The sequence below is a fragment of the Glaesserella parasuis genome (assembly GCF_002015085.1).
GTDB classification, from domain to species: domain Bacteria; phylum Pseudomonadota; class Gammaproteobacteria; order Enterobacterales; family Pasteurellaceae; genus Glaesserella; species Glaesserella parasuis.
On sequence record NZ_MUXW01000012.1, the window covers coordinates 1 to 20,052 of the forward strand.

The following is a 20,052-nucleotide window of genomic DNA, read 5'->3' on the forward strand; positions in this document are numbered from 1 at the left end:
TTTTTTAGCGCTCTGTTTAAGAGTCAATGCCATGATTTTTAATTCTTTTCCAGCTATAGATTGATGTTTTTTTCTTAATGCTCTCATCACAATAGCTACCATATGAAAATGGCACATTTGCGTCGGTGTATTCAATAAATCTTTCAATAAACCTCGCCTGCCGTCACAGGTAATTAATTGAATTTTATAGTCTTTCATACGAAGTGAATTAAATGCTATTCTGTAATAAACATCTTTTTCTGTTTTAATAACACGATGGTGAACTACCTTTTTAGAAAGCGAATCCATCAGGAGTAGAATACCAAATTCACGACCAAAGAATGTGGTATCCGCAATAATATTTAAATCACGTGATTGGGGTGGATTTAATTTCTTTTTAAGGGTAAATGTTTTATTACAAGCATTACATTTATAGCGTTGAATATTATTTCTTATACCATGTTTGCGAATGTCACTACTGTGGCAAAAAATGACATTTTTTTGGTTCATAATTCAAAAAAGTGGCTTAAAGCCCGTAATATAAGACTTTAAGCCACTTTTTAGCAACCAGTTTGTCTACTATGCCTATTTATGTGAGCCTTCAGGGTGTAACCCTATGCCCTGATGACGCTCTTTTAATTTTGCAATCACATCCTGCCAAGCAAGCCCTTCATTATGTAATAAAACTGTTAGGTGATAGACTAAATCTGTCGCTTCACCTACAAGTTCTTCACGATCTTTCGCCATTGCCGCAAGTGCCGTTTCAACCCCTTCTTCGCCGACTTTCTGTGCAATTTTCTTCGTGCCTTTCGCATAAAGTTTTGCCGTGTAAGAACTTTCAGGATCGGCGTTTTTACGCTCGGCAAGAGTACGTTCTAATTTGCTAAACCACGTCCAATCGCCTTCGGATTGGGTTTCAAACTGATGAAAACAACTTTCCGCTCCAGTATGGCAAGTTTCCCCAATCGGATCGGCTAAAATCAGCAAGGTATCGTTATCACAATCCAAGCTCATATCCACCACGTTTAAGAAATTGCCCGAAGTTTCCCCTTTCGTCCATAAGCGTTGCTTGGTGCGAGAGAAAAAGGTAACTTTTTTCTCGGCTAATGTTTTGCCTAATGCTTCTTGGTTCATATAACCAAGCATTAGGACTTCACAGGTTTGGGCGTTTTGGATGATAACGGGGAGAAGGTTATCGACTTTTTGCCAATTTACTTTATTTATCATTCTCTATCCTTATTTTCCTAGCACGGCAAGCCGTACTAGGTTACGCATAATTGGGTGGCGTTGCCACTCTTTATAAATTTCTTTCGAAATATTGTTCATCATATTTAATGCCATAATCCGCTAATAAAAATTTTATTTCATCCACAAAATTTTGGCTTTTATGATGCTCTTTTTGATTTTTAATGTAATTGATGATTTGTGCTTTTTCTCGTTCGCTATAAGTTAACGCACAATAACCTTTCGACCACGCATAAAAATCAGGAAAATAATTACGATGTTGTTCTAAAAATAAATGGGTACTATTTTTAAATGCTTCACAAAATCTGCTACATTGATGGTTGCTTTTAATTCAACAAATAGATGCAAATGATCAGGCATACCATTTATTCGATAAAGCACCACACCTTGCTCTTTCACATAACCCCAAATATAACGATACAAAATTTCTTCGTGTTCTTCCACAATAGTTGGTAAACCATATTTTGTACGAAAAACAATATGATAAAGCAACCTTGTATAGCTCATTTTATATCCCTAAACGGTGGCAAAGCCACCGAATTATGCGTAACCGATTGCGACAATGTCGCTGTCGGTACTAACGGCGGATCTCAACATTTTGCTGAGCCAAATAATCCTTCAACTCCCCAATATTGATAATCTGTTTATGAAACACACTCGCTGCCAGTGCGCCGTCCACATTCGCATCAATAAACGCATCTCTAAAATGCACCATTTCGCCTGCACCGCCCGAGGCAATCAGCGGTACGTGGCAGGCTTCACGCACTTTTTTCAGTTGGGCTAAATCATAGCCGTTGCGTACGCCGTCTTGGTTCATCATATTTAACACGATTTCGCCGGCACCTCGTTTTTGCACTTCTGCCACCCAATCGAGCAGCTGCCAGTTGGTTTGGCGGGTGCGTTTTTCATCGCCGGTGTATTGATTAACCCAATACTTGCCTGTTTCTTTTTCGAACCAACTATCAATACCCACCACAATGGCTTGCACGCCAAAGCGATCTGCAAGACGGGAAATCAGATCAGGATCCGCCAGTGCGGGCGAATTGATAGAAATTTTATCCGCACCGAAGGCAAAAATCTGCTCTGCATCGTCAATGGTTTTAATGCCACCCGCCACGCAGAAGGGAATATCGATCACTTCCGCTACACGCTCCACCCAGCTTTTATCCACCGTTCTACCGTCTGATGAGGCGGTAATATCGTAGAATACCAATTCGTCCGCCCCTTCTTCCGCATAGCGTTTGGCAAGCGGTACGATGTCGCCGATAATTTCGTGATTGCGGAATTGTACGCCTTTGACTACTTGTCCATCACGCACATCTAAACAAGGGATTATCCGTTTTGCCAACATTCGACTGCCTCCGCCACATTAAATTTACCTTCTAACAACGCACGTCCCACGATTACGCCAGCCACGCCTGTACCTTTTAACGCTTGAATATCCGCAAGCGAACCGATACCGCCCGATGATTGGAAATTCACATCAGGATATTTGGCACAAATTTCTTTATACAAATCCACGTTTGACCCCGCCAACGTGCCGTCACGAGAAATGTCCGTACATAAAACGTGCTGCAAACCGACCGATTGGAAATCGTCAATCAATTCTTCCAGTGACACGCCGCTTGCCTCTTGCCAACCGCTAATCGCAATGATTTTTCGACCGCTTGTATCAATGTTCACGTCCAACGCCAGCACGAATTTCTCCGCCCCGTATTTATTGAACCAGCCCTTGACTATCTCACGTTCTTTGACCGCTGTGGAGCCAATCACCACACGGTTCGCTCCCACCGCCAATAAATCCGCCACATCTTGCTCCGAGCGAATACCGCCGCCCACTTGGATTTTACATTTGGTCGCCGCAATAATCTCACCGATAAGTGCGGTCTGTCTTTTGGCAGGATCTTTCGCCCCCGTCAAATCCACCAAATGCAACTGCTCCGCCCCTTGTGCAAGGTAGCTCGCAAATTGCTCAATCGGATTATCGCTATAAGTCGTCTGTTTGGCATAATCGCCTTGGTGCAATCGCACCACCTGCCCATCAATCAAATCAAGGGCGGGGATAATAGATTTTTTCATTGTGTTTCCTTGTCCTAGGGTAGCAAGCTACCCTAGGTTACGTATAATCCTACCCCTTTGGGGTAGATGTAGTCTTACTACCCCAAAGGGGTAAGCTTATGATTAACCTAGGGTAATTTATTACCCTAGGTACTGCTATGTCGTTTCCCCTAGAGCTGCTTGTTTGTCGTAGGCTGCTTGTTTGTCCTAGGGTAGCAAGCTACCCTAGGTTATGCATGATCCTACCCCGTTGGGGTAGATATGGCACCTAGATACAACTTGGCTAAATATTATAAATTTCTATCAATAAAGTTAGCATCAACTTCTACACCAGCTTCAGCCAGTAGAAATTTTGCTTCATCCATAAAACTCGTATGTTTATGGTGTTCTTTTTGATTTTTGATGTAGTTAATAATTTTTGCTTTATCTCTTTCGCAATAAGTTAATGCACAATAACCTACTGCCCATTCAGTAAAATCAGGAAATAATGATTTATTTTGTTCTAAAAATAAATGCGTTGTCTTTTTTAACTTCCGCACAAATTCCGATACAGGAATAGTTTGATGAATTTCCACAAATAAATGAATATGATCGGGCATTCCATTCACTCGGTATAAAACGCTTTGATGATCTTGAACAAATTTCCAAATACAACGATAAAGCTCATTTTCATATTGTTCATTAATGGCGTGAACCCCATATTTTGTCCGAAAAACAATATGATAAAGTAAACGTGTATAACTCATTATATTCCTCAATTACCCCAAAGGGGTAAGCTTATACATAACCAAGGGTAACTTGTTACCCTTGGGTTAATCGCCCCAACTGATTTCTCAACGTCCGCTTAAACGCCTCTGCCAGCACTTCGCAAGCCAACGCTTTTTCTAACTCTGCACGCATTACCTCAGTTGTTTTTTGTGCGGCAAGTTGGTTTAGATGCATAATGTTTAAATCCGGATACGGGCGTTGCAAGCGGTGGATTTTGTCGCCTTTTTTGCAAACGCCGGTTTGAACCACACGCACATACCAACCTGTTAAACCTTGCTCTCGCACGATTTTTTGCGTCTCCGCACACTCAGAATTAAGCGACAACCGCTCGCAAGGTTTGCGTGGTTGCGACACTTCTAAAATCACATCGCCGATTTGATAACGGTCGCCCACACAAACGTTGGTTTCATCCAATTCGGAAACGATAAAATTCTCGCCGTAAATCGCCGTGTTCTTCCAATCGAAATCTTTACCAATAAGTGCGGTCAATTTTTCAAAGGTTTTTTCCGCCATAAAAAACAATGCCTTATCTACACCGCCATGGTGGGCTTTCAAGCCCACATCATTACCTTCCGCCCCTAATTCGTGAACGGTGATTTTATCCACAGGTTGCTTGCGAATAGCACTTTCTAAGGTTGTTCCGTCCGCAAAAGTGACGTTTTCTACCAAACCGATTTTTAAGGCTAACACTTCCGCCATTAAATATTCTCCACAAAATTTTTCAACAACTGCGCCCCGTTTTTGCCCGAACGCTCAGGGTGGAACTGCACGCCATAAAAGTTTTTGCTCGCAATCGCCGCCGAAAAATCCACGCCATAGTTGCTGGTCGCAATAGTGTTTTCATTCGGCAACACCGCATAACTATGCACAAAATAGAAATGGCTGGCTTGCTCAATGCCGGCAAACAGCGGATGATCCGCCGCATAACGCACACGGTTCCAGCCCATATGCGGCAACGGCAAGCCTGTATTCGGAATCAGTTCCGTTTTGCCGTTCATCAGGCGCAGGGTTTCCACATTGCCTTCGGTGGAAAACTCCGTCATCAGCTGCATCCCCAAACAGATGCCAAGCATCGGTTGGGTAGCATTTTGAATGGTTTCAATCATCTGACGATCCTGCAGATTTTTCATCGCCGCAATCGCCGTCCCCACGCCCGGTAACAGCAATTTATCCGCCGATTTAATCTTCGCCAAATCACGGCTAATTTCCGCTTGAATTCCCAAACGGTCGAATGCAAATTTTACAGAAGACAGGTTTGCACAGCCTGTGTCGATGATTACTAAATTAGTCATAATTATGAGATCTTAACTATATAAAATTTCTTATTCTCACCAAATTTTTGCCATATTATTTGGTAAGTTTCCTTTAATGATATAGAGTATTTTTCTTTTCCTGTCGGTTTTTCTATATCTCCAGTTATTTGTTTTCCATTACGAAAATAAGCATAAATCCCATCAATCTTACCCTTCTTCTTATAAAAATTTTCATCTTCAACAATTGTAATACAATAATTCCTAACAAATCCTTTACATTCCGCTTTGACTGTTTCCATAAAATGTATATCTTTAATAAAACTAAACATCTTTTCAGGGTATTGACCATTAGTTGCATTTGCAAATTTTAGCTCTATTGCATATTTTTCATCATTTTCATATTTATTTAATATAACTATATCTATTTCTTTTTTCTCATTTTTATCTTTTGGTATATAACCAAAATCTTTGACATTTCTTTCAAATTGAATTTTATAGTCTTTATTGTTTTCGTTTAGCTTTTCTCTTAAGAATATACCAAGTTCATGCTGAAAGCTAAACTCATTATAAATTTCAATATCTTCTTTATATTTTAAATAACTAAAGAAATCATTAACTAAACTTTCTATATCTAACATAAAACTTCCTAAAATAATCGTTTATCCGCATCATCAAGGCGTAATAACATACGATATTGCGTCCAGTTCAATTGCGTCCGCAGTGCGGACGCAATTGGAAACGCACGATAAAATTGGCGATACCAATTTAATTGGCGAGAAGAAAACGCACTGCCAAATTCAGGCACAAGTTGCTGAGCCAGCTCTTTAATCAAATAAGCGCCATAATCCGCCCGATCTTGTCCTTGCTGTTCTTCTTCAAAAATCTGCTTGCCGATATGCCAATACATCAGCACCCGTTGAAAATCCACTGCACGAATTGCGGTCTTGCGGGATTGAAGGATGATTTGTTTGATGTCGGTGGTTAAAGACATTTGACACTCCATGAATTTAAATCAGAGTTTAAACTTTTAGATTATTTTTTAATTTCTTTCAAAAAATTAGATAATTGCTCTAAACCATCAAAAGTGCTAGGTACTTTGTCTGGTGAGGAAAGAATGCTACTAAAAATTAAATTCTCAAATTTTTCTAGCGAAGCTCCATCTTTTTCTTTGATCTCTTTTGCATAATCTGCATAACTCTGAATAAACTGACAAAGAGATTGTCTTAATTCAAGTTGCATGATTTGAGTTTGAATTGAGTTATAGTGATTTAATACAACTCGGAAAAAATAAATCAAAATAAGCTCTAAACCTAGAACAGGCAACATTTGCTCCCAACCAATATCTTTCCACTGGATATTATATTCATGAAACCAATTTAGAAATCTTCCCCCAAGAAAAAATATTGGCAGTACAATTAAAAGAATGCAAAATATAGACATAATTGTAAAAGAAGTCCATTTAGCATATCTTTTCTGGGATAATAAATTTTCAAAACCTTGGGATAAACCAACAAAATTAAATGCTGTTTTTTGTTCTTCTAATTGTTTAGCTAATTGCTGTACTTTTTCTTGTTTCTCGTTGATAAAATGAGATAACTTATCTTTTTCACGCTCTATGTCATTTTTAATATCTAAGGACTTTTCTTCACTTTTTTTGACAAGCTCCTCATATTTTTCAAAAGATTTAAATGATTTACCATAAAAATAATATCCTAAAATCCAAATATCTAATTGTTTATCTTTTATGACATTTAATCTACCTTCATTTCTTTTATCTATAAAACCATAATTATCATTTAGTACTTTGTTATGTACTACACTAAGCTTATCCATCCCAAATCGATATTCATAAGGGTCATTTGACTCCATATATAATATATATTCTCTAAGTAAATATGCACATCTACAATATATCCCTTCAATAAGGATTGATATATCATCCTCTAGCCTTTCACCTTCTAAATATATTAGCTCTTTAAAAAGCTCTTCTCTATATTTAGGGTAAAGATATTGACATTGTTTACTCCAATCATCCTCTGATAATTTGATTTTAGATAAAATAGGTAAGATAATACCTATTCTATAATAGGTAGATGTATTCTCATCAAGTGTAGATTTATACCCTTCTAAAAATCTGATACTTTTCTCAAGACGTTCAATTGTATTATTCATGATTTCCCCAAAAACTTTTCAAATTCCAACCGCACTTTTCCCCTCTCCCTCCGAAAATCCTTCGGATTTTCTCCCCCCTCTCCCGCAAGCGGGCGAGGGGAAGATGAGAGATTATAAAACCCCTTTCGAACTCGGCAACTCATTCCCTTCAATGCGAATGGCTTGGCGTAAGGTTCTGCCGAAAACTTTAAACAGGCTTTCGATTTTGTGATGATCATTGTCGCCTTTGGCTTTGATATGCAAAGTGGCAAGCATCGTGAAGGCGATAGATTGGAAGAAATGCTCCGTCAATTCGGTGCTGAAGTTGCCGACTTTGTCACGTTTAAATTCCGCTTTAAATTTGATAAATGGACGACCCGATAAATCCATTGCACATTGAGCTTTGCATTCGTCCATTGGCAAGACGAAACCAAAACGGGCGATGCCGCGTTTGTCGCCGATGGCTTGTTTTAAGGCGGTACCAAGGGCAAGGGCGGTGTCTTCAACGGTGTGGTGTTCGTCAATCCATAGGTCGCCTTTGCACGAGATATTCATACGGAAACCGCCGTGGGTGGCGATTTGGTCGAGCATATGGTCGAAAAAGCCCACGCCGGTTTTGATGTCGTTCACACCCGTTTCGTCTAGCCACACTTGCACTTTGATGTCAGTCTCTTTGGTTTTACGCACCACTTCTGCATAGCGTGGTTGGCGGTCGCCAATGTTGGTCACTGGCTCGCCAAGTAATTTTTCCGCAATCAAATCCCAATTTAATTTTTCAGGATGATATTGCAAGGCACGAATACCAAGATTTTCCGCCAACTGAACGTCTGTAGCACGGTCGCCGATGACAAAACTGGTGGCAGGGTCGAACAGTTCACGCTCAATATATTTTTGCAGCAACTTGGTTTTCGGCTTGCGGCAGTCGCAGTTGTCTTCAGGTTTGTGTGGGCAAATTAACACGTCATCAAACTCAATACCTTGCGAGCGGAATAGTTCCATCATTGCATTATGTGGTTTGTCGAAGGTCTCTTGCGGAAATGAACTCGTACCTAAATCGTCCTGATTGCTCACCATCACAAAGCGATATTTGTGTTTGAGCTTGAGCAAGGCAGGGATCACATTCGGCTCAAATTTGAGTTTTTCTAAACTGTCGATTTGAAAATCGGTTTTGGGTTCGTCAATTAAGGTGCCGTCACGATCGATGAATAAAATAGATTGTTGTGTCATTTTTGTTCTCCTGTTCTTGCCACATACTGACGTATGTGGTTACGCATAGTGGCGATGCGCTGCATCGCTATAAATCTTGTTCAAAAAATTTTTCGTTTATTGCAATTCCAGCCTCTGTAAGCAAGAATTTTACTTCTTCTACAAAATCAGCTGTTTTATGGTGTTCTTTTTGATTTTTAATATAATTGATGATTTTCTCTTTATCTTTTTCGCAATAAGTTAGTGAACAGTAGCCCCTAGACCACGCATAAAATTCAGGAAAAAGATGTTTATTTTCATCAATCCATTTATGTGTTGTCGTTTTCAGTTTTTGTACAAACTCAGCGACCGAAAGCATCGGGTGCAATTCAACAAAAAGATGAAGATGATCGGGCATACCGTTGATCCGATAAAGCACAGAATTATGTTCTCTTACAAATCCCCAAATATAGCGATAAAGCGCATCTTCATTTTCTTCTAAAATACTTGGCGTACCATATTTAGTACGGAAGATAATATGGTATAAATTTCTTGTATAGCTCATATTTTCCCTAACTTACCGCTACGGAGTAGCGGCACTATGCTTAACCACGTACGTTAGTGCGTGGCATCCGCAACGATTTATCTTATACTCCCCCAATCGCCTCCACCGTTCTTTCCAACTCCTCTCTCGTGCCAATAGAAATCCGAATACAATTCTGTAACCCCAATGCTTTGTGTTGGTCACGTAAGATAATCCCTTTTTCCCATAAGGCTTTGAACACCTTTTGTCCGTCTTGGAATTTTACCAGTACATAGTTAGCCTCAGTGTCGAAAATCTCAACCACGCTTGGGATTTGTTTGAGTTGGTCGATTAACCAGGTGCGGTTTTCTAGCACATCGGCAACACGTTGTTGCATTTCGTTCAAGCCCTGAGCGGTTAAGGCTTGGGTAGCGATGTCGGTTACAGGGGTAGGCTGTGGGTAAGGAGCGATGACTTTTTGTAGCACATTAATCAATTCGGCATTGGCAAGGGTGAAGCCACAACGCAAGCCTGCAAGAGCAAAGGCTTTAGATAGCGTGCGGATAATGGCTAAGTGTGGATAATTTGGTAGCTCATTGACCATTGTCGCTTGCGGGCAGAATTCGATATAAGCCTCGTCCATCACCACAATCGCTTTGCCAGTGGTAATTTGTAAAAGTTTGAGCAAATCCGACCGCTTGACTAGCGTGCCTGTTGGGTTATTTGGGCTGCACACAAACACCACTTTCACACCGTCCAAATTGCGTTCAATTTCAGGCAAATTAAGTTGGAAATCCGCAGTTAAAGGCACGGTTTTAAGTGCAATGCCACAGGTCTCCGCCGACACGCTGTACATTCCATAAGTTGGCGGACAGTACAGCACACAGTCGGTCGGCTCACAAAAAGCACGGATAATCAGCTCGATACTTTCATCGCCACCACGGCTAACCAATACATTTTCAGGCATAACGCCAGCGTAGGTAGCATAACCTTCAATCACCGCTTGCGGTTGCGGTTCGGGATAGCGGTTAAAAGTGCGGTCAGTTAAATCGAAGTTTGGCGAAAGCGCATATTCGTTCGCATTCAGCCATACATCCCCCGAACCACCCAAACGGCGTGCGGATTGGTATGGGGTGAGGGATTGGACATTTTTTCTAGAGAGTTGTGAGATTGTCATATTGTATATCCTGTTGTAGGGACACACTGCGTGTGTCCGTTAATATTATTTGCGATGATTTATTTTTCGGACACACGCAGTGTGTCCCTACTGTTTATTTTATCTTCGCCAACCGAATCGACACCGCCTGCTTATGCGCTTCCAATTGTTCTGCTGCTGCCATTAGCTCCACGGTTTTTGCGAGATCTTTAAAGCCTTGCGGAGTGAGTTCTTGCACGGTCATTCGTTTGCTGAAATCCGCTAAACCGAGGCTGGAATAAGTTCGGGTGTAGCCGTAGGTTGGTAGCACGTGGTTGGTGCCGCTAGCGTAATCGCCCATACTTTCGGGGCTATATGCACCTAAGAAAATTGAGCCTGCGTTATCGAGAAAAGGCAGTAGGTTGCGAGGGTTTTCCACTTGCACTACTAAATGTTCAGGGGCGTAGGCGTTGCTGATTTGGACACATTGTTGTAAGTCTTCGGCAATAAATACCCGACTATGCGAAAGCGCCTTACAAGCGGTCTCTTTGCGTGGTAATTTTGCAAGTTGGCGTTCGATAGCTTGTTCGGTGGCTTGAGCAAGTTCAAGGCTGTCGGTGACCAAAATCACTTGGCTGTCTGCGCCGTGTTCCGCTTGGGAAAGCAAGTCGCTGGCGACAAAATCAGGATCGGCAAATTGATCGGCTAACACTAACACTTCCGAAGGCCCTGCAGGCATATCAATCGCAGCACCATTAAGTTGTTGGCTTACTTGGCGTTTAGCTTCGGTTACAAAGGCGTTGCCCGGCCCGAAGATTTTATCCACTTTCGCCACCGTTTCCGTGCCGAACGCCATCGCCGTAATCGCCTGCGCACCGCCTACGGCGTAAATCGTTTCGACCCCACATAAATTGGCGGTGTAGAGAATTTCATCGGCAATCGGCGGTGGTGTGCAGAGCACCACTTTTTGACAGCCCACAATTTTAGCGGGAATGGCGAGCATCAACACGGTCGAAAACAGCGGCGCAGAACCACCGGGGATATATAAGCCCACACGTTGAATCGGACGAGTAATTACTTGGCAACGCACGCCTGCTTGGGTTTCTACATCGACGGTTTGCGTTTTTTGTGCTTCGTGGAACGTTTTGATATTGCGATAAGCATTTTGAATCGCCTGTTTTAATTCATCTGGAATGCGTTTTGTCGCTTGTTCGATCTGTTCTTTTGATACCACAAGGCTTTTCAGTTCGGTTTTATCGAATTTTGCCGTCAGTTCAAATAACGCTTTATCGCCTTCAGTTTTCACTAAATTGACGATATTTTCCACCGCACTTTTGATGTCGCTTGATGCGGAAATCGCAGGGCGGGTAAGGGCTTGTTGTTTTTCCGTTTCGGTTAAATTGTTCCAAATTAGGGTTTGCATATTATCGTTCCTTTTTTGCCTAGCACGGCAAAGCCGTACTAGGTTACGCATAATTGAGCCGCTCTGCGGCTCTGTTTCCCTTCTGAGCCCCCTGAGCGACTTTGAATTTGTAGGAAAAATTTAGTGTTTGAGCTTGCGTAGCAAGCGAGTTTTAAATTTTTCCGTTAAGCAAATTCAAATAAAGCGAAGATCAGGGGCGAAGTAGGGTTGCCTTTCTTTTGGTTACTTTTACTCGCTTCGCTCGCCCTTCTGGTCGTGACGAGCTACCAACGCTCAAATGTTTATACATTTGTCTTTGGCAACGCAAAGAAAAGTAACAATAACTACTCCATCATCTTCTCAATCGGTAACACCAAAATCGAGCTTGCGCCGATCTCTTTAAGGCTTTCCATCGTTTCCCAGAATAAGTTCTCTTGGCTGACCACATGCATAGCAACTTTGGAATCATCGTGTGCCAGCGGTAAAATCGTTGGATTCTCGGCACCTGGTAGCAAAGCCGTGATTTCTTCGAGTTTATCTTTTGGAGCGTGAAGCATAATATATTTAGATTCTGCGGCTTGTTGTACGCCTTGAATTCGGGTGAGCAGTTTATCGACGAGGGCTTGTTTTTCCGCGGTTAATGGTTCGGCACGTTGAATTAAGCAGGCTTTGGATTTATAGATCACTTCGACTTCTTTTAAACCGTTTGCTTCAAGGGTTGCGCCTGATGAAACCAAATCGCAAATTGCTGTAGCAAGTCCTGCGCTTGGGGCAACTTCTACCGAACCAGTTAATAGACAATTTTTAAACGGCACACCTTGTTCTGCCATATAGCGTTTGAGTAAGTTAGGATAAGAGGTGGCGATACGGGCATCTTTGAAATCTTGTACGCCGTTATATGTGCGGTCACGATCAATCGCTAATGACAAACGGCAACCGCCGAAATCTAAAGTACGGAGTTTTTTATATTCGACGGATTCACCCGCATATAAACGCCCTAATTCCTCTTCTTCCAACACGTTTTCGCCGATAATACCAAGATCGACCACACTGTCAAATACCAGTCCTGGAATATCATCATCACGCACTCGCAAAATTTCAATCGGCAGATTTTCGGAATAAGCGATTAAACGTTGTTCGTTCCAAGTGATTTTCACACCGCACTGTTTGAGTAATTCGCTGCAATCTTTGCTTAAACGTCCTTTTTTCTGCATTGCAATGCGAAGTCTGTTGTCTGACATATTGTGTTCCTTCTATTTTTATTTTGAATAAAGAAAAACCCCTCGAAAGTTGTCTTCCGAGGGGTTGTGAATTCTGTGTTGATCTTAATTCGCTCTCGGAAGTTTATCTTCCGAACACGCCAAATGCCTGAAAGATTAGTCGGTCAAATGGTGATGATAGCGAGTACGAATAAAGGTCATATTTTTTCTCCAAAAATGAATGGCTCACAAAATACGATAAAAAGAGAAAGATGACAAGCTTTTTTTGTTTTAAAGATAAATTATTTTTATGATAAATAGCAAACGTTTGAGTAAATTGCTATAATTAGGCTGAATTGTTCAATCTAATAGGAATCCTGCCATGCAAATCAGCCTAAAAAAAATCTATTCGGGTAAAGTCCGTGATCTTTATGAAATTGATGATAAACGTATGCTTATGGTGGCAACGGATCGTTTATCCGCCTTTGATGTGATCTTAGACGATCCAATCCCACGCAAAGGCGAAATTTTAACCCAAATTTCTAACTTTTGGTTTGATAAATTAGCGCACATTATGCCAAATCACTTTACGGGTGATTCAGTCTTTGACGTTCTCTCAAAAGAAGAAGCGGAAGCAATTCAATACAGAGCGGTTGTATGTAAGCGTTTAACCCCTGTTAAAATTGAGTCGATTGTTCGTGGCTACTTAACAGGCAGTGGCTTAAAAGATTATCAAAAAACAGGTACCATTTGTGGACTTGAATTACCAGAAGGTTTAGTTGAAGCGAGCAAATTGCCTGAGCCAATTTTCACACCGTCAAGTAAAGCGGAAGTAGGCGATCACGATATCAATATCAGTTATGCAGAATGCGAATGTCAAATCGGCACCGAGCTTGCCGCAAAAGTGCGTGATGCTGCAATTCGTCTTTATAAAGAAGCGACAGATTATGCCTTAACAAAAGGCATTATTATCTGTGACACCAAATTTGAATTTGGCTTAGATGAAAATGGCGTATTAACATTAATGGATGAAGTATTAACTCCAGATTCAAGCCGTTTTTGGTCAGTTGAAACTTACAAAGAAGGCACGAATCCACCATCATTTGATAAACAATTTATCCGCGATTGGTTGGAAAACAGAGGTTGGAACAAACAAGCGCCAGCGCCTAAAGTACCTTCTGATGTCATTGAAAAAACTGTGGCAAAATATCAAGAAGCATTGGATTTATTAACCAAATAAGATAACAAGCGGTGAGATCTTGGCAATATTTTGCAAAATCTCACCGTTGTGTTGAGATATTATGCTAAATCGAATAACAAAAATTCCACATCACTGTGAGTCGCCAGCTCTAAGGCACTTTCTTGACGAATACCTAATGCATCACACCCTGATAGATTTAAGTCATCAATGGTTAAATTCCCTCGGACAACTTGTAGCCAATAATTTCGGTTCTTATCTAAGGTGATGTTTTCTGAGTGATTATTGGGATATTGATAACGCCATAATTTCATATCTTGATAGATTTTGGATCATAATAATTGGCAAAAGAGAAAGTGTGGTAGCTTTCTAACCAATCAAAAGAGCCATCACCTCGTTCATGTGCTTTACGTAGTTGTATCATCATTTACTTCTTATTATTTTGTTAGATACAGTTTACGTGATTTATCTCTAAGATAAAGTAAGGGATTGTTGATAAATTATTTACTAAAAAGAGATAATTTTAAATTTACTTGATCTTTTCTAACAGAACAGTATTATCTCGCCTCTTTTTTACTTTTGGGTTCCCTCACCCCAATTAACACAACTTAAACAAAAAGGAACAATATGAACGTTATTGACTACTTTTCTGACGAGCAGAAACGTCGCTCGTTGTTACTACTTACACTTTTCCATATTTTTATCATTACAATCAGTAACTATTTAGTTCAGATTGCTTTTGAAATCCCAGTACCATTTACGGATAGTCGAATTCCAACGACTTGGGGGACTTTTACTTTCCCATTTATCTTTCTTGCGACAGATTTAACCGTTAGAGTATTTGGTGCATCACTTGCTCGTAAAATTATTTTGGCGGTCATGTTTCCCGCATTGATTGTGAGCTACGTGATTTCAGTTATTTTCTTTGAAGGACAATTTCAAGGCTTTGCTACGTTAGCTGAGTTTAATACTTTTGTATTTCGTATCGCATTGGCGAGCTTTGCTGGCTATGTTGTTGGGCAGTTAATGGATATTTTTGTGTTTAACCGATTACGCCAAGGAAAAACGTGGTGGTTAGCACCCGCAAGTTCTACTATCTTTGGTAGCCTTATTGATACCTTTGTCTTTTTTGCTGTGGCTTTCTATAAAAGTAGCGATGAATATATGGCGGAACATTGGTTTACGATTGGTACTGTGGATTATGCCTTTAAACTTTTTGTAAGTTTATTACTTTTCCTCCCACTTTATGGCGTATTATTGAATTTCTTAATTAAAAAGCTAAATTTAGCCGTTAAATCATAATGTACAAGCGGTTAGTTTTGGTAAAAATTTGCAAAAACTAACCGCTTGTTGATCCGTCGTGAATTATCTTGCTAAAGAGAGTATAATCTTTTCGATATTAATTTTAATGAGATGTAAAAATGAAAAATATTCCGATTAGAACACCTGAAGAAATTGAGAAATTACGTGTTGCTTGTAAGCTGGCTTCTGATATTTTGGTGATGATTGAGCCTTATGTGAAAGAGGGTGTAACAACTGGAGAGCTAGATCGTATTTGCCATGAATATATTGAAAAAGAGCAACAGGCTATTCCTGCATGCTTGGGTTATCATGGCTATCCGAATGCGACTTGTATTTCTCTCAATGAAGTGGTTTGTCATGGTATTCCTCATCCAGATAAGAAATTAAAAAAAGGTGATATTCTCAATATTGATGTCACTGTCATTAAAGATGGCTATTTCGGTGATAATTCAAAAATGTATGTTGTTGGAGAGCCGAGTGTGAAAGACAAACGTTTACTTGAGGTGACGCTAGAATCTCTTTATATCGCATTGCGTACCGTTAAGCCAGGTATCCGTTTAAATCAAATTGGTAAAGTTATTCAACAATATGTTGAAAAAGAAGGCTTTTCTGTGGTACGCGAATATTGTGGGCATGGTATCGGTGATGAATTCCACAGTGATCCGCAAGTGCTACATTATTATGCTGATGATGAGGGCGTTATTCTGCAAGAAGGTATGGTGTTCACCATTGAGCCTATGATAAATGCGGGGAAAAAAGAAATTCGCTTAATGGGCGATGGTTGGACTGTTAAAACCAAAGATCGTAGTCATTCAGCGCAGTATGAGCACCAAATTGTGATTACAAAAGATGGGTGTGAAATTTTAACTATTCGTGATGAGGAAATTGCGTCAGGTAGAATTCAACGTTTTATGAATAATAATTAATCATATAGATGAAGAAAAATAGGGCATAGTAGACAAAATGGTTGCTAATGTTTATTTTCTCTAAATGTTAGCAACTCTTTTTATTTAAAAAATCTTGTATAAACAACATCTTACTCTTTTTCGTTAATCCATTGTGATTATTTAATTCTCGCTTAAGTTCACTAAATAACCCCTCTAAGCGATTTGTCGTTTTTCTATATTTAATTCAGAATGTGTTTCATAGATAAAAATAAAATCCATGTAACGCTTTAAACTGGCATAAGTACTTCTTACATTGTGATGTTTATAAGGAAAATAGCCTTTTTCATTGGCTTTATTACTTAGAATTATGAGAGAACTGAAGCTGCAATTATCTGCTCACAACGGATTAATGAAAAAGAGTAACACACTGTTTTACAAGACTTTTTAAATAGAAAAGTCGCTAATATTTAAGGAATACAAACATTAGCAACTATTTCATCCACCTATGTGTTCAACATGAGTAAAAAGAATTTAACAGACAAAGTATGTGATTGATATAAGATTCATTTAAATTCATAACGAGGAATTGTTTCTAGTCTATTCATCTCATTTATATGCACACGGGCACCCACTGTTGCATGAGCATCGTACTTCCTATTTATTGTTACTAATTCACCATTGTCTTTTTTTATAGTAAGTTTAACTGAATCAAAAGATAGATATTCGCTGGTTACAATAGTTGCATTACCTTCAGATGTATATTTTTCAGCCGTACACGCTACTGATATAATGCCTATTAATAAAATACTGGATAACTTTTTCATATAAGCCCTTTGTATAAAATAAACCAATTTTAAAGAAGTGACACATTTAAATCAGAATTTGAACCAACAATTTTTACACGTTTACCGGGGATAAAACCGTCTTCTTTTTTCTGAACTACCACAATTTCTTTGCCGTCATCTTTACGAATCACCATTTCTAAAGAAGCAACTTGGCTCATTTTTTCTTCAACTTTGCTACCTGCAATAGAACCAGCCATAGCACCAATAGTTGCTGCGATAACTTGTCCTCGACCGCCGCCAATCGTAGAGCCTGTGATACCGCCTAAAACACCACCACCAACAGCCCCGATAACGCCTTTATTATCTGCCTGAATTTTAACTTCACGCACAGATAAAATAGTACCATAACTCACTGAACGAGCTTCTTTAGCTTGATCACCACGATATACACTACCACTATATATATCCGTATTTGCACAACCAACAAGGGTTAAACTTGTCACTAACGCTATGGCTAAACCCATCTTTTTCATATTATTCTCCAACAAAAAATTTAAAGGTTATTTTCAGAAAAAACGATTGTATTTATATCATAAGGGTGCAATTTAAGACAGCAAAAATTCTGATAAGTTGCATTTATGAGTGAAATTGCCACACTTGGATTAGGTAAACGTTCGCCTTCGACTTGTGGTTGACTGATTTTGATCTTTAATTCGGGATTAGCTTGCAAAGAAAATTGCTCATCTATCCGCTTACACCACTGCTCAACGTTCTCGTTTTCGTACATTGGGATAACAATTTCAATATGTTCCCAGCCTTCTTCTGGATAGCTTTTACCTTTAGGGAACGGCAACTCAATCACAGAAACGGCTTGTCCGCAAAAATGCAGAGGCTGATTTAGAGTAAACAAACCTATCGGGCGACCATTAACTTCACCCTCTTTTAATAGCGTTGAACCAGTCAGTAGCATTGCTTTCCATTGTTTAGCAAGCTCATTGCTATTCATTCGTACTGCCAGATGATCGATCTGATATTGGCTCAAATCAATCTGAGCAATCTTAGCAATCTGCGCTATTTTTCGCTCAAATTCAGCAAGTTCACCAAAACAAGCGGTTAGATTTGTGAAAAAGTTTGCAAATTCGGAGCATTTATCAGTATTTTTTAGTATCATTGCACACATTTTTTAGTATTAGAAATAGGTATAAACGTGAATATTCAACACATTCTATCGGAAAAAATCAAGCAAGCAATGATTGTCGCAGGGGCAGAGCAAAATGTTGAGCCATTAGTGCGTCAATCAGGCAAAGTCCAATTCGGTGATTATCAAGCGAACGGCATTATGGGGGCAGCAAAAAAATTAGGCTTAAACCCGCGTGAATTTGCTCAAAAAGTAGTGGATAACGTTGATTTAAACGGCATTGCAGAAAAATTAGAAATCGCAGGTCCAGGTTTTATCAACATTTTCTTAGCCCCAACTTGGTTAGCTCAACAAACAGAAAACGCATTCAGTGGCGATAAATTAGGCATTAACTTAAATCAAGCTCAAACTGTAGTGGTCGATTATTCATCACCAAACGTCGCTAAAGAGATGCACGTTGGGCATTTACGTTCCACCATTATCGGCGACAGTGTAGTGCGTGCTTTAGAATTTTTAGGCAACAAAGTTATTCGTGCTAACCACGTCGGCGACTGGGGAACGCAATTTGGTATGCTGATTGCTTACCTAGAAAAAATGGAAAACGAACATGCGTCTGAAATGGAATTGAGCGATCTTGAATCCTTTTATCGCGCAGCAAAAGAGCATTATGATAGTGATGAAGTCTTTGCAGAAAAAGCTCGAAATTATGTGGTGAAATTGCAAAGTGGCGACGATTATTGCCGTACGATGTGGAAGAAGTTGGTAAACATCACAATGCAACAAAACCAACATAACTACAACCGTTTGAATGTGACGCTTACTGAAAACGATGTAATGGGCGAGAGCCTTTACAATCCAATGTTGCCTGAAATTGTGGAGGATTTAAAAGCACAGGGTCTAGCCGTTGAAGATGACGGGGCGCTAGTGGTTTTCCTTGATGAATTTAAAAATAAAGACGGCGATCCAATGGGCGTAATCGTGCAAAAAAAAGATGGCGGTTTCCTTTACACCACCACTGACATTGCTGCTGCCAAATACCGCTACGAAACTTTAAAAGCAGATCGTGCGTTGGTCTTTTCCGACACTCGCCAAAGCCAACATATGCAACAGGCTTGGTTAATCACTCGCAAAGCAGGTTATGTGCCGGACAGCTTCAGCCTTGAACATCACAACTTCGGAATGATGTTAGGCAAAGATGGCAAACCATTCAAAACCCGTACAGGTGGCACGGTTAAATTAGCGGATTTACTTGACGAAGCCGTTGAGCGTGCAGAAAAATTAATTGCAGAAAAAAATCCAGATTTAACCGCTAGTGAAAAACAAGCTGTGGTGGAAGCCGTGGCAATCGGGGCGGTGAAGTACTCCGATCTCAGCAAAAACCGTACCACAGACTATGTATTTGACTGGGATAATATGTTGAGCTTTGAAGGCAACACCGCACCTTATATGCAATATGCCTATACCCGTGTGCGTTCGATCTTCAGTCGTGCAGGGATCGACCCGAACAGCTTAACGGGCAATATCGTTTTAACCGACGAAAAAGAACGCAACCTTGTGATTAAATTATTGCAGTTTGAAGAAGCGGTAACGGTGGTTGCTAAAGACGGCACACCGCACGTTCTCTGCCAATATCTCTATGAATTAGCAGGCATTTTCTCTAGCTTCTACGAAGCCTACCCAATACTTAATGCCGAAGAAAGTATTAAGCAAAGTCGCTTGAAACTCGCTCACTTAACAGCAAAAACCTTAAAACAAGGGTTGGATCTGTTGGGTATTAAGACGGTTGAGAAGATGTAAGGCATAGTTTGTAAAAATGATCTGCACCCCAAAAGTTGGACTAAACA

General features: G+C 40.1%; 22 protein-coding genes, 2 pseudogenes and 1 other annotated feature. Of the genes and pseudogenes, 4 read left to right on the forward strand and 20 right to left on the reverse strand.

Annotated elements, in window-relative coordinates:
* From B0183_RS12660 to hisG, 16 genes and pseudogenes are all read right to left on the reverse strand, one after another.
* On the reverse strand, window positions 1-489 hold a 489-nt coding region (locus tag B0183_RS12660), incomplete at its 3' end, for an IS1/IS1595 family N-terminal zinc-binding domain-containing protein (protein ID WP_459543471.1).
* A gap of 75 nt (window positions 490-564) precedes the next feature.
* Window positions 565-1,206, reverse strand: a complete 642-nt coding sequence (hisIE, locus tag B0183_RS04755) for a bifunctional phosphoribosyl-AMP cyclohydrolase/phosphoribosyl-ATP diphosphatase HisIE (protein ID WP_021117434.1) — start codon at window positions 1,204-1,206, stop codon at window positions 565-567.
* Window positions 1,207-1,276: 70 nt separating this feature from the next.
* Window positions 1,277-1,731, reverse strand: a pseudogene (gene tnpA, locus B0183_RS04760) (IS200/IS605 family transposase).
* A 70-nt stretch (window positions 1,732-1,801) separates the two neighbouring features.
* Window positions 1,802-2,575, reverse strand: a complete 774-nt coding sequence (gene hisF, locus B0183_RS04765; protein ID WP_021112917.1) for an imidazole glycerol phosphate synthase subunit HisF — start codon at window positions 2,573-2,575, stop codon at window positions 1,802-1,804.
* The gene (hisA, locus tag B0183_RS04770; protein ID WP_078208424.1) at window positions 2,557-3,303 is read right to left on the reverse strand and encodes a 1-(5-phosphoribosyl)-5-[(5-phosphoribosylamino)methylideneamino]imidazole-4-carboxamide isomerase; all 747 of its coding nucleotides are present in this window, start codon (window positions 3,301-3,303) and stop codon (window positions 2,557-2,559) included. The genes hisF and hisA overlap by 19 nt, the downstream gene beginning before the upstream one ends.
* A 269-nt stretch (window positions 3,304-3,572) precedes the next feature.
* Window positions 3,573-4,028, reverse strand: a complete 456-nt coding sequence (gene tnpA / locus B0183_RS04775; protein ID WP_062924251.1) for an IS200/IS605 family transposase — start codon at window positions 4,026-4,028, stop codon at window positions 3,573-3,575.
* Window positions 4,029-4,083: 55 nt separating this feature from the next.
* Entirely contained in the window at window positions 4,084-4,749 is a 666-nt protein-coding gene (locus B0183_RS04780) for an MOSC domain-containing protein (RefSeq protein WP_078208425.1), read from the reverse strand.
* On the reverse strand, window positions 4,749-5,342 hold the full coding sequence (hisH, locus tag B0183_RS04785) for an imidazole glycerol phosphate synthase subunit HisH (protein ID WP_078208426.1): 594 nt from the start codon (window positions 5,340-5,342) through the stop codon (window positions 4,749-4,751). Before hisH ends, B0183_RS04780 begins: the two co-directional genes overlap by 1 nt.
* Before the next feature lie 2 nt (window positions 5,343-5,344).
* A complete protein-coding gene (locus tag B0183_RS04790; RefSeq protein ID WP_078208427.1) occupies window positions 5,345-5,941 on the reverse strand; it encodes a hypothetical protein in 597 nt (198 codons plus the stop codon).
* An 11-nt stretch (window positions 5,942-5,952) separates the two neighbouring features.
* Window positions 5,953-6,294 (reverse strand): annotated as a pseudogene (locus B0183_RS04795) (DUF1016 N-terminal domain-containing protein); the annotation flags it as partial.
* A gap of 41 nt (window positions 6,295-6,335) precedes the next feature.
* Entirely contained in the window at window positions 6,336-7,475 is a 1,140-nt protein-coding gene (locus B0183_RS12665) for a hypothetical protein (RefSeq protein WP_234802030.1), read from the reverse strand.
* A 111-nt stretch (window positions 7,476-7,586) separates the two neighbouring features.
* The gene (hisB, locus tag B0183_RS04805; protein WP_078208428.1) at window positions 7,587-8,681 is read right to left on the reverse strand and encodes a bifunctional histidinol-phosphatase/imidazoleglycerol-phosphate dehydratase HisB; all 1,095 of its coding nucleotides are present in this window, start codon (window positions 8,679-8,681) and stop codon (window positions 7,587-7,589) included.
* A 67-nt stretch (window positions 8,682-8,748) separates the two neighbouring features.
* Entirely contained in the window at window positions 8,749-9,204 is a 456-nt protein-coding gene (gene tnpA, locus B0183_RS04810; protein WP_021112912.1) for an IS200/IS605 family transposase, read from the reverse strand.
* A gap of 82 nt (window positions 9,205-9,286) precedes the next feature.
* On the reverse strand, window positions 9,287-10,339 hold the full coding sequence (hisC, locus tag B0183_RS04815) for a histidinol-phosphate transaminase (RefSeq protein ID WP_078208429.1): 1,053 nt from the start codon (window positions 10,337-10,339) through the stop codon (window positions 9,287-9,289).
* A gap of 94 nt (window positions 10,340-10,433) precedes the next feature.
* Complete coding sequence (hisD, locus tag B0183_RS04820; RefSeq protein ID WP_078208430.1) at window positions 10,434-11,720, reverse strand: histidinol dehydrogenase; 1,287 nt, start codon at window positions 11,718-11,720, stop codon at window positions 10,434-10,436.
* Window positions 11,721-12,043: 323 nt separating this feature from the next.
* Entirely contained in the window at window positions 12,044-12,940 is an 897-nt protein-coding gene (gene hisG, locus B0183_RS04825; RefSeq protein WP_021112913.1) for an ATP phosphoribosyltransferase, read from the reverse strand.
* 30 nt (window positions 12,941-12,970) lie between these two features.
* Window positions 12,971-13,100: a sequence feature (His leader region), on the reverse strand.
* Window positions 13,101-13,280: 180 nt separating this feature from the next.
* On the opposite strand from hisG, the gene B0183_RS04830 reads away from it, so the two are divergent.
* Entirely contained in the window at window positions 13,281-14,138 is an 858-nt protein-coding gene (locus B0183_RS04830) for a phosphoribosylaminoimidazolesuccinocarboxamide synthase (RefSeq protein ID WP_035522471.1), read from the forward strand.
* A gap of 59 nt (window positions 14,139-14,197) precedes the next feature.
* Here B0183_RS04830 and B0183_RS04835 read toward each other — a convergent pair whose 3' ends face one another.
* Window positions 14,198-14,410, reverse strand: coding sequence for a pirin family protein (locus B0183_RS04835; protein ID WP_035522473.1), 213 nt, complete (start codon window positions 14,408-14,410; stop codon window positions 14,198-14,200).
* 313 nt (window positions 14,411-14,723) lie between these two features.
* Between B0183_RS04835 and B0183_RS04840 the strand changes: the two genes are divergently transcribed.
* Together B0183_RS04840 and map are read left to right on the forward strand one after the other, a co-directional pair.
* Window positions 14,724-15,398 carry a 7-cyano-7-deazaguanine/7-aminomethyl-7-deazaguanine transporter gene (locus B0183_RS04840; RefSeq protein WP_021111166.1) on the forward strand — a complete coding sequence of 225 codons (675 nt, stop codon included), beginning with the start codon at window positions 14,724-14,726 and terminating at the stop codon, window positions 15,396-15,398.
* A gap of 119 nt (window positions 15,399-15,517) precedes the next feature.
* Window positions 15,518-16,324: a type I methionyl aminopeptidase gene (gene map, locus B0183_RS04845; RefSeq protein WP_021112950.1), complete on the forward strand. Its 807-nt coding sequence runs from the start codon at window positions 15,518-15,520 to the stop codon at window positions 16,322-16,324.
* Window positions 16,325-16,848: 524 nt separating this feature from the next.
* On the opposite strand, the gene B0183_RS04855 is transcribed toward map, so the two are convergent.
* The 3 genes from B0183_RS04855 to B0183_RS04865 are packed head-to-tail and all read right to left on the reverse strand — an operon-like array spanning window position 16,849 to window position 18,241.
* Entirely contained in the window at window positions 16,849-17,109 is a 261-nt protein-coding gene (locus B0183_RS04855; protein WP_035497322.1) for a deoxyribose-phosphate aldolase, read from the reverse strand.
* A 29-nt stretch (window positions 17,110-17,138) separates the two neighbouring features.
* Window positions 17,139-17,603 carry an outer membrane lipoprotein gene (locus tag B0183_RS04860; RefSeq protein ID WP_078208431.1) on the reverse strand — a complete coding sequence of 155 codons (465 nt, stop codon included), beginning with the start codon at window positions 17,601-17,603 and terminating at the stop codon, window positions 17,139-17,141.
* A 20-nt stretch (window positions 17,604-17,623) separates the two neighbouring features.
* Window positions 17,624-18,241, reverse strand: coding sequence for a VOC family protein (locus B0183_RS04865; RefSeq protein ID WP_078208432.1), 618 nt, complete (start codon window positions 18,239-18,241; stop codon window positions 17,624-17,626).
* Between the two features lie 36 nt (window positions 18,242-18,277).
* Between B0183_RS04865 and argS the strand changes: the two genes are divergently transcribed.
* Window positions 18,278-20,005, forward strand: coding sequence for an arginine--tRNA ligase (gene argS / locus B0183_RS04870; RefSeq protein WP_078208433.1), 1,728 nt, complete (start codon window positions 18,278-18,280; stop codon window positions 20,003-20,005).
* Window positions 20,006-20,052 lie beyond the last annotated feature (47 nt).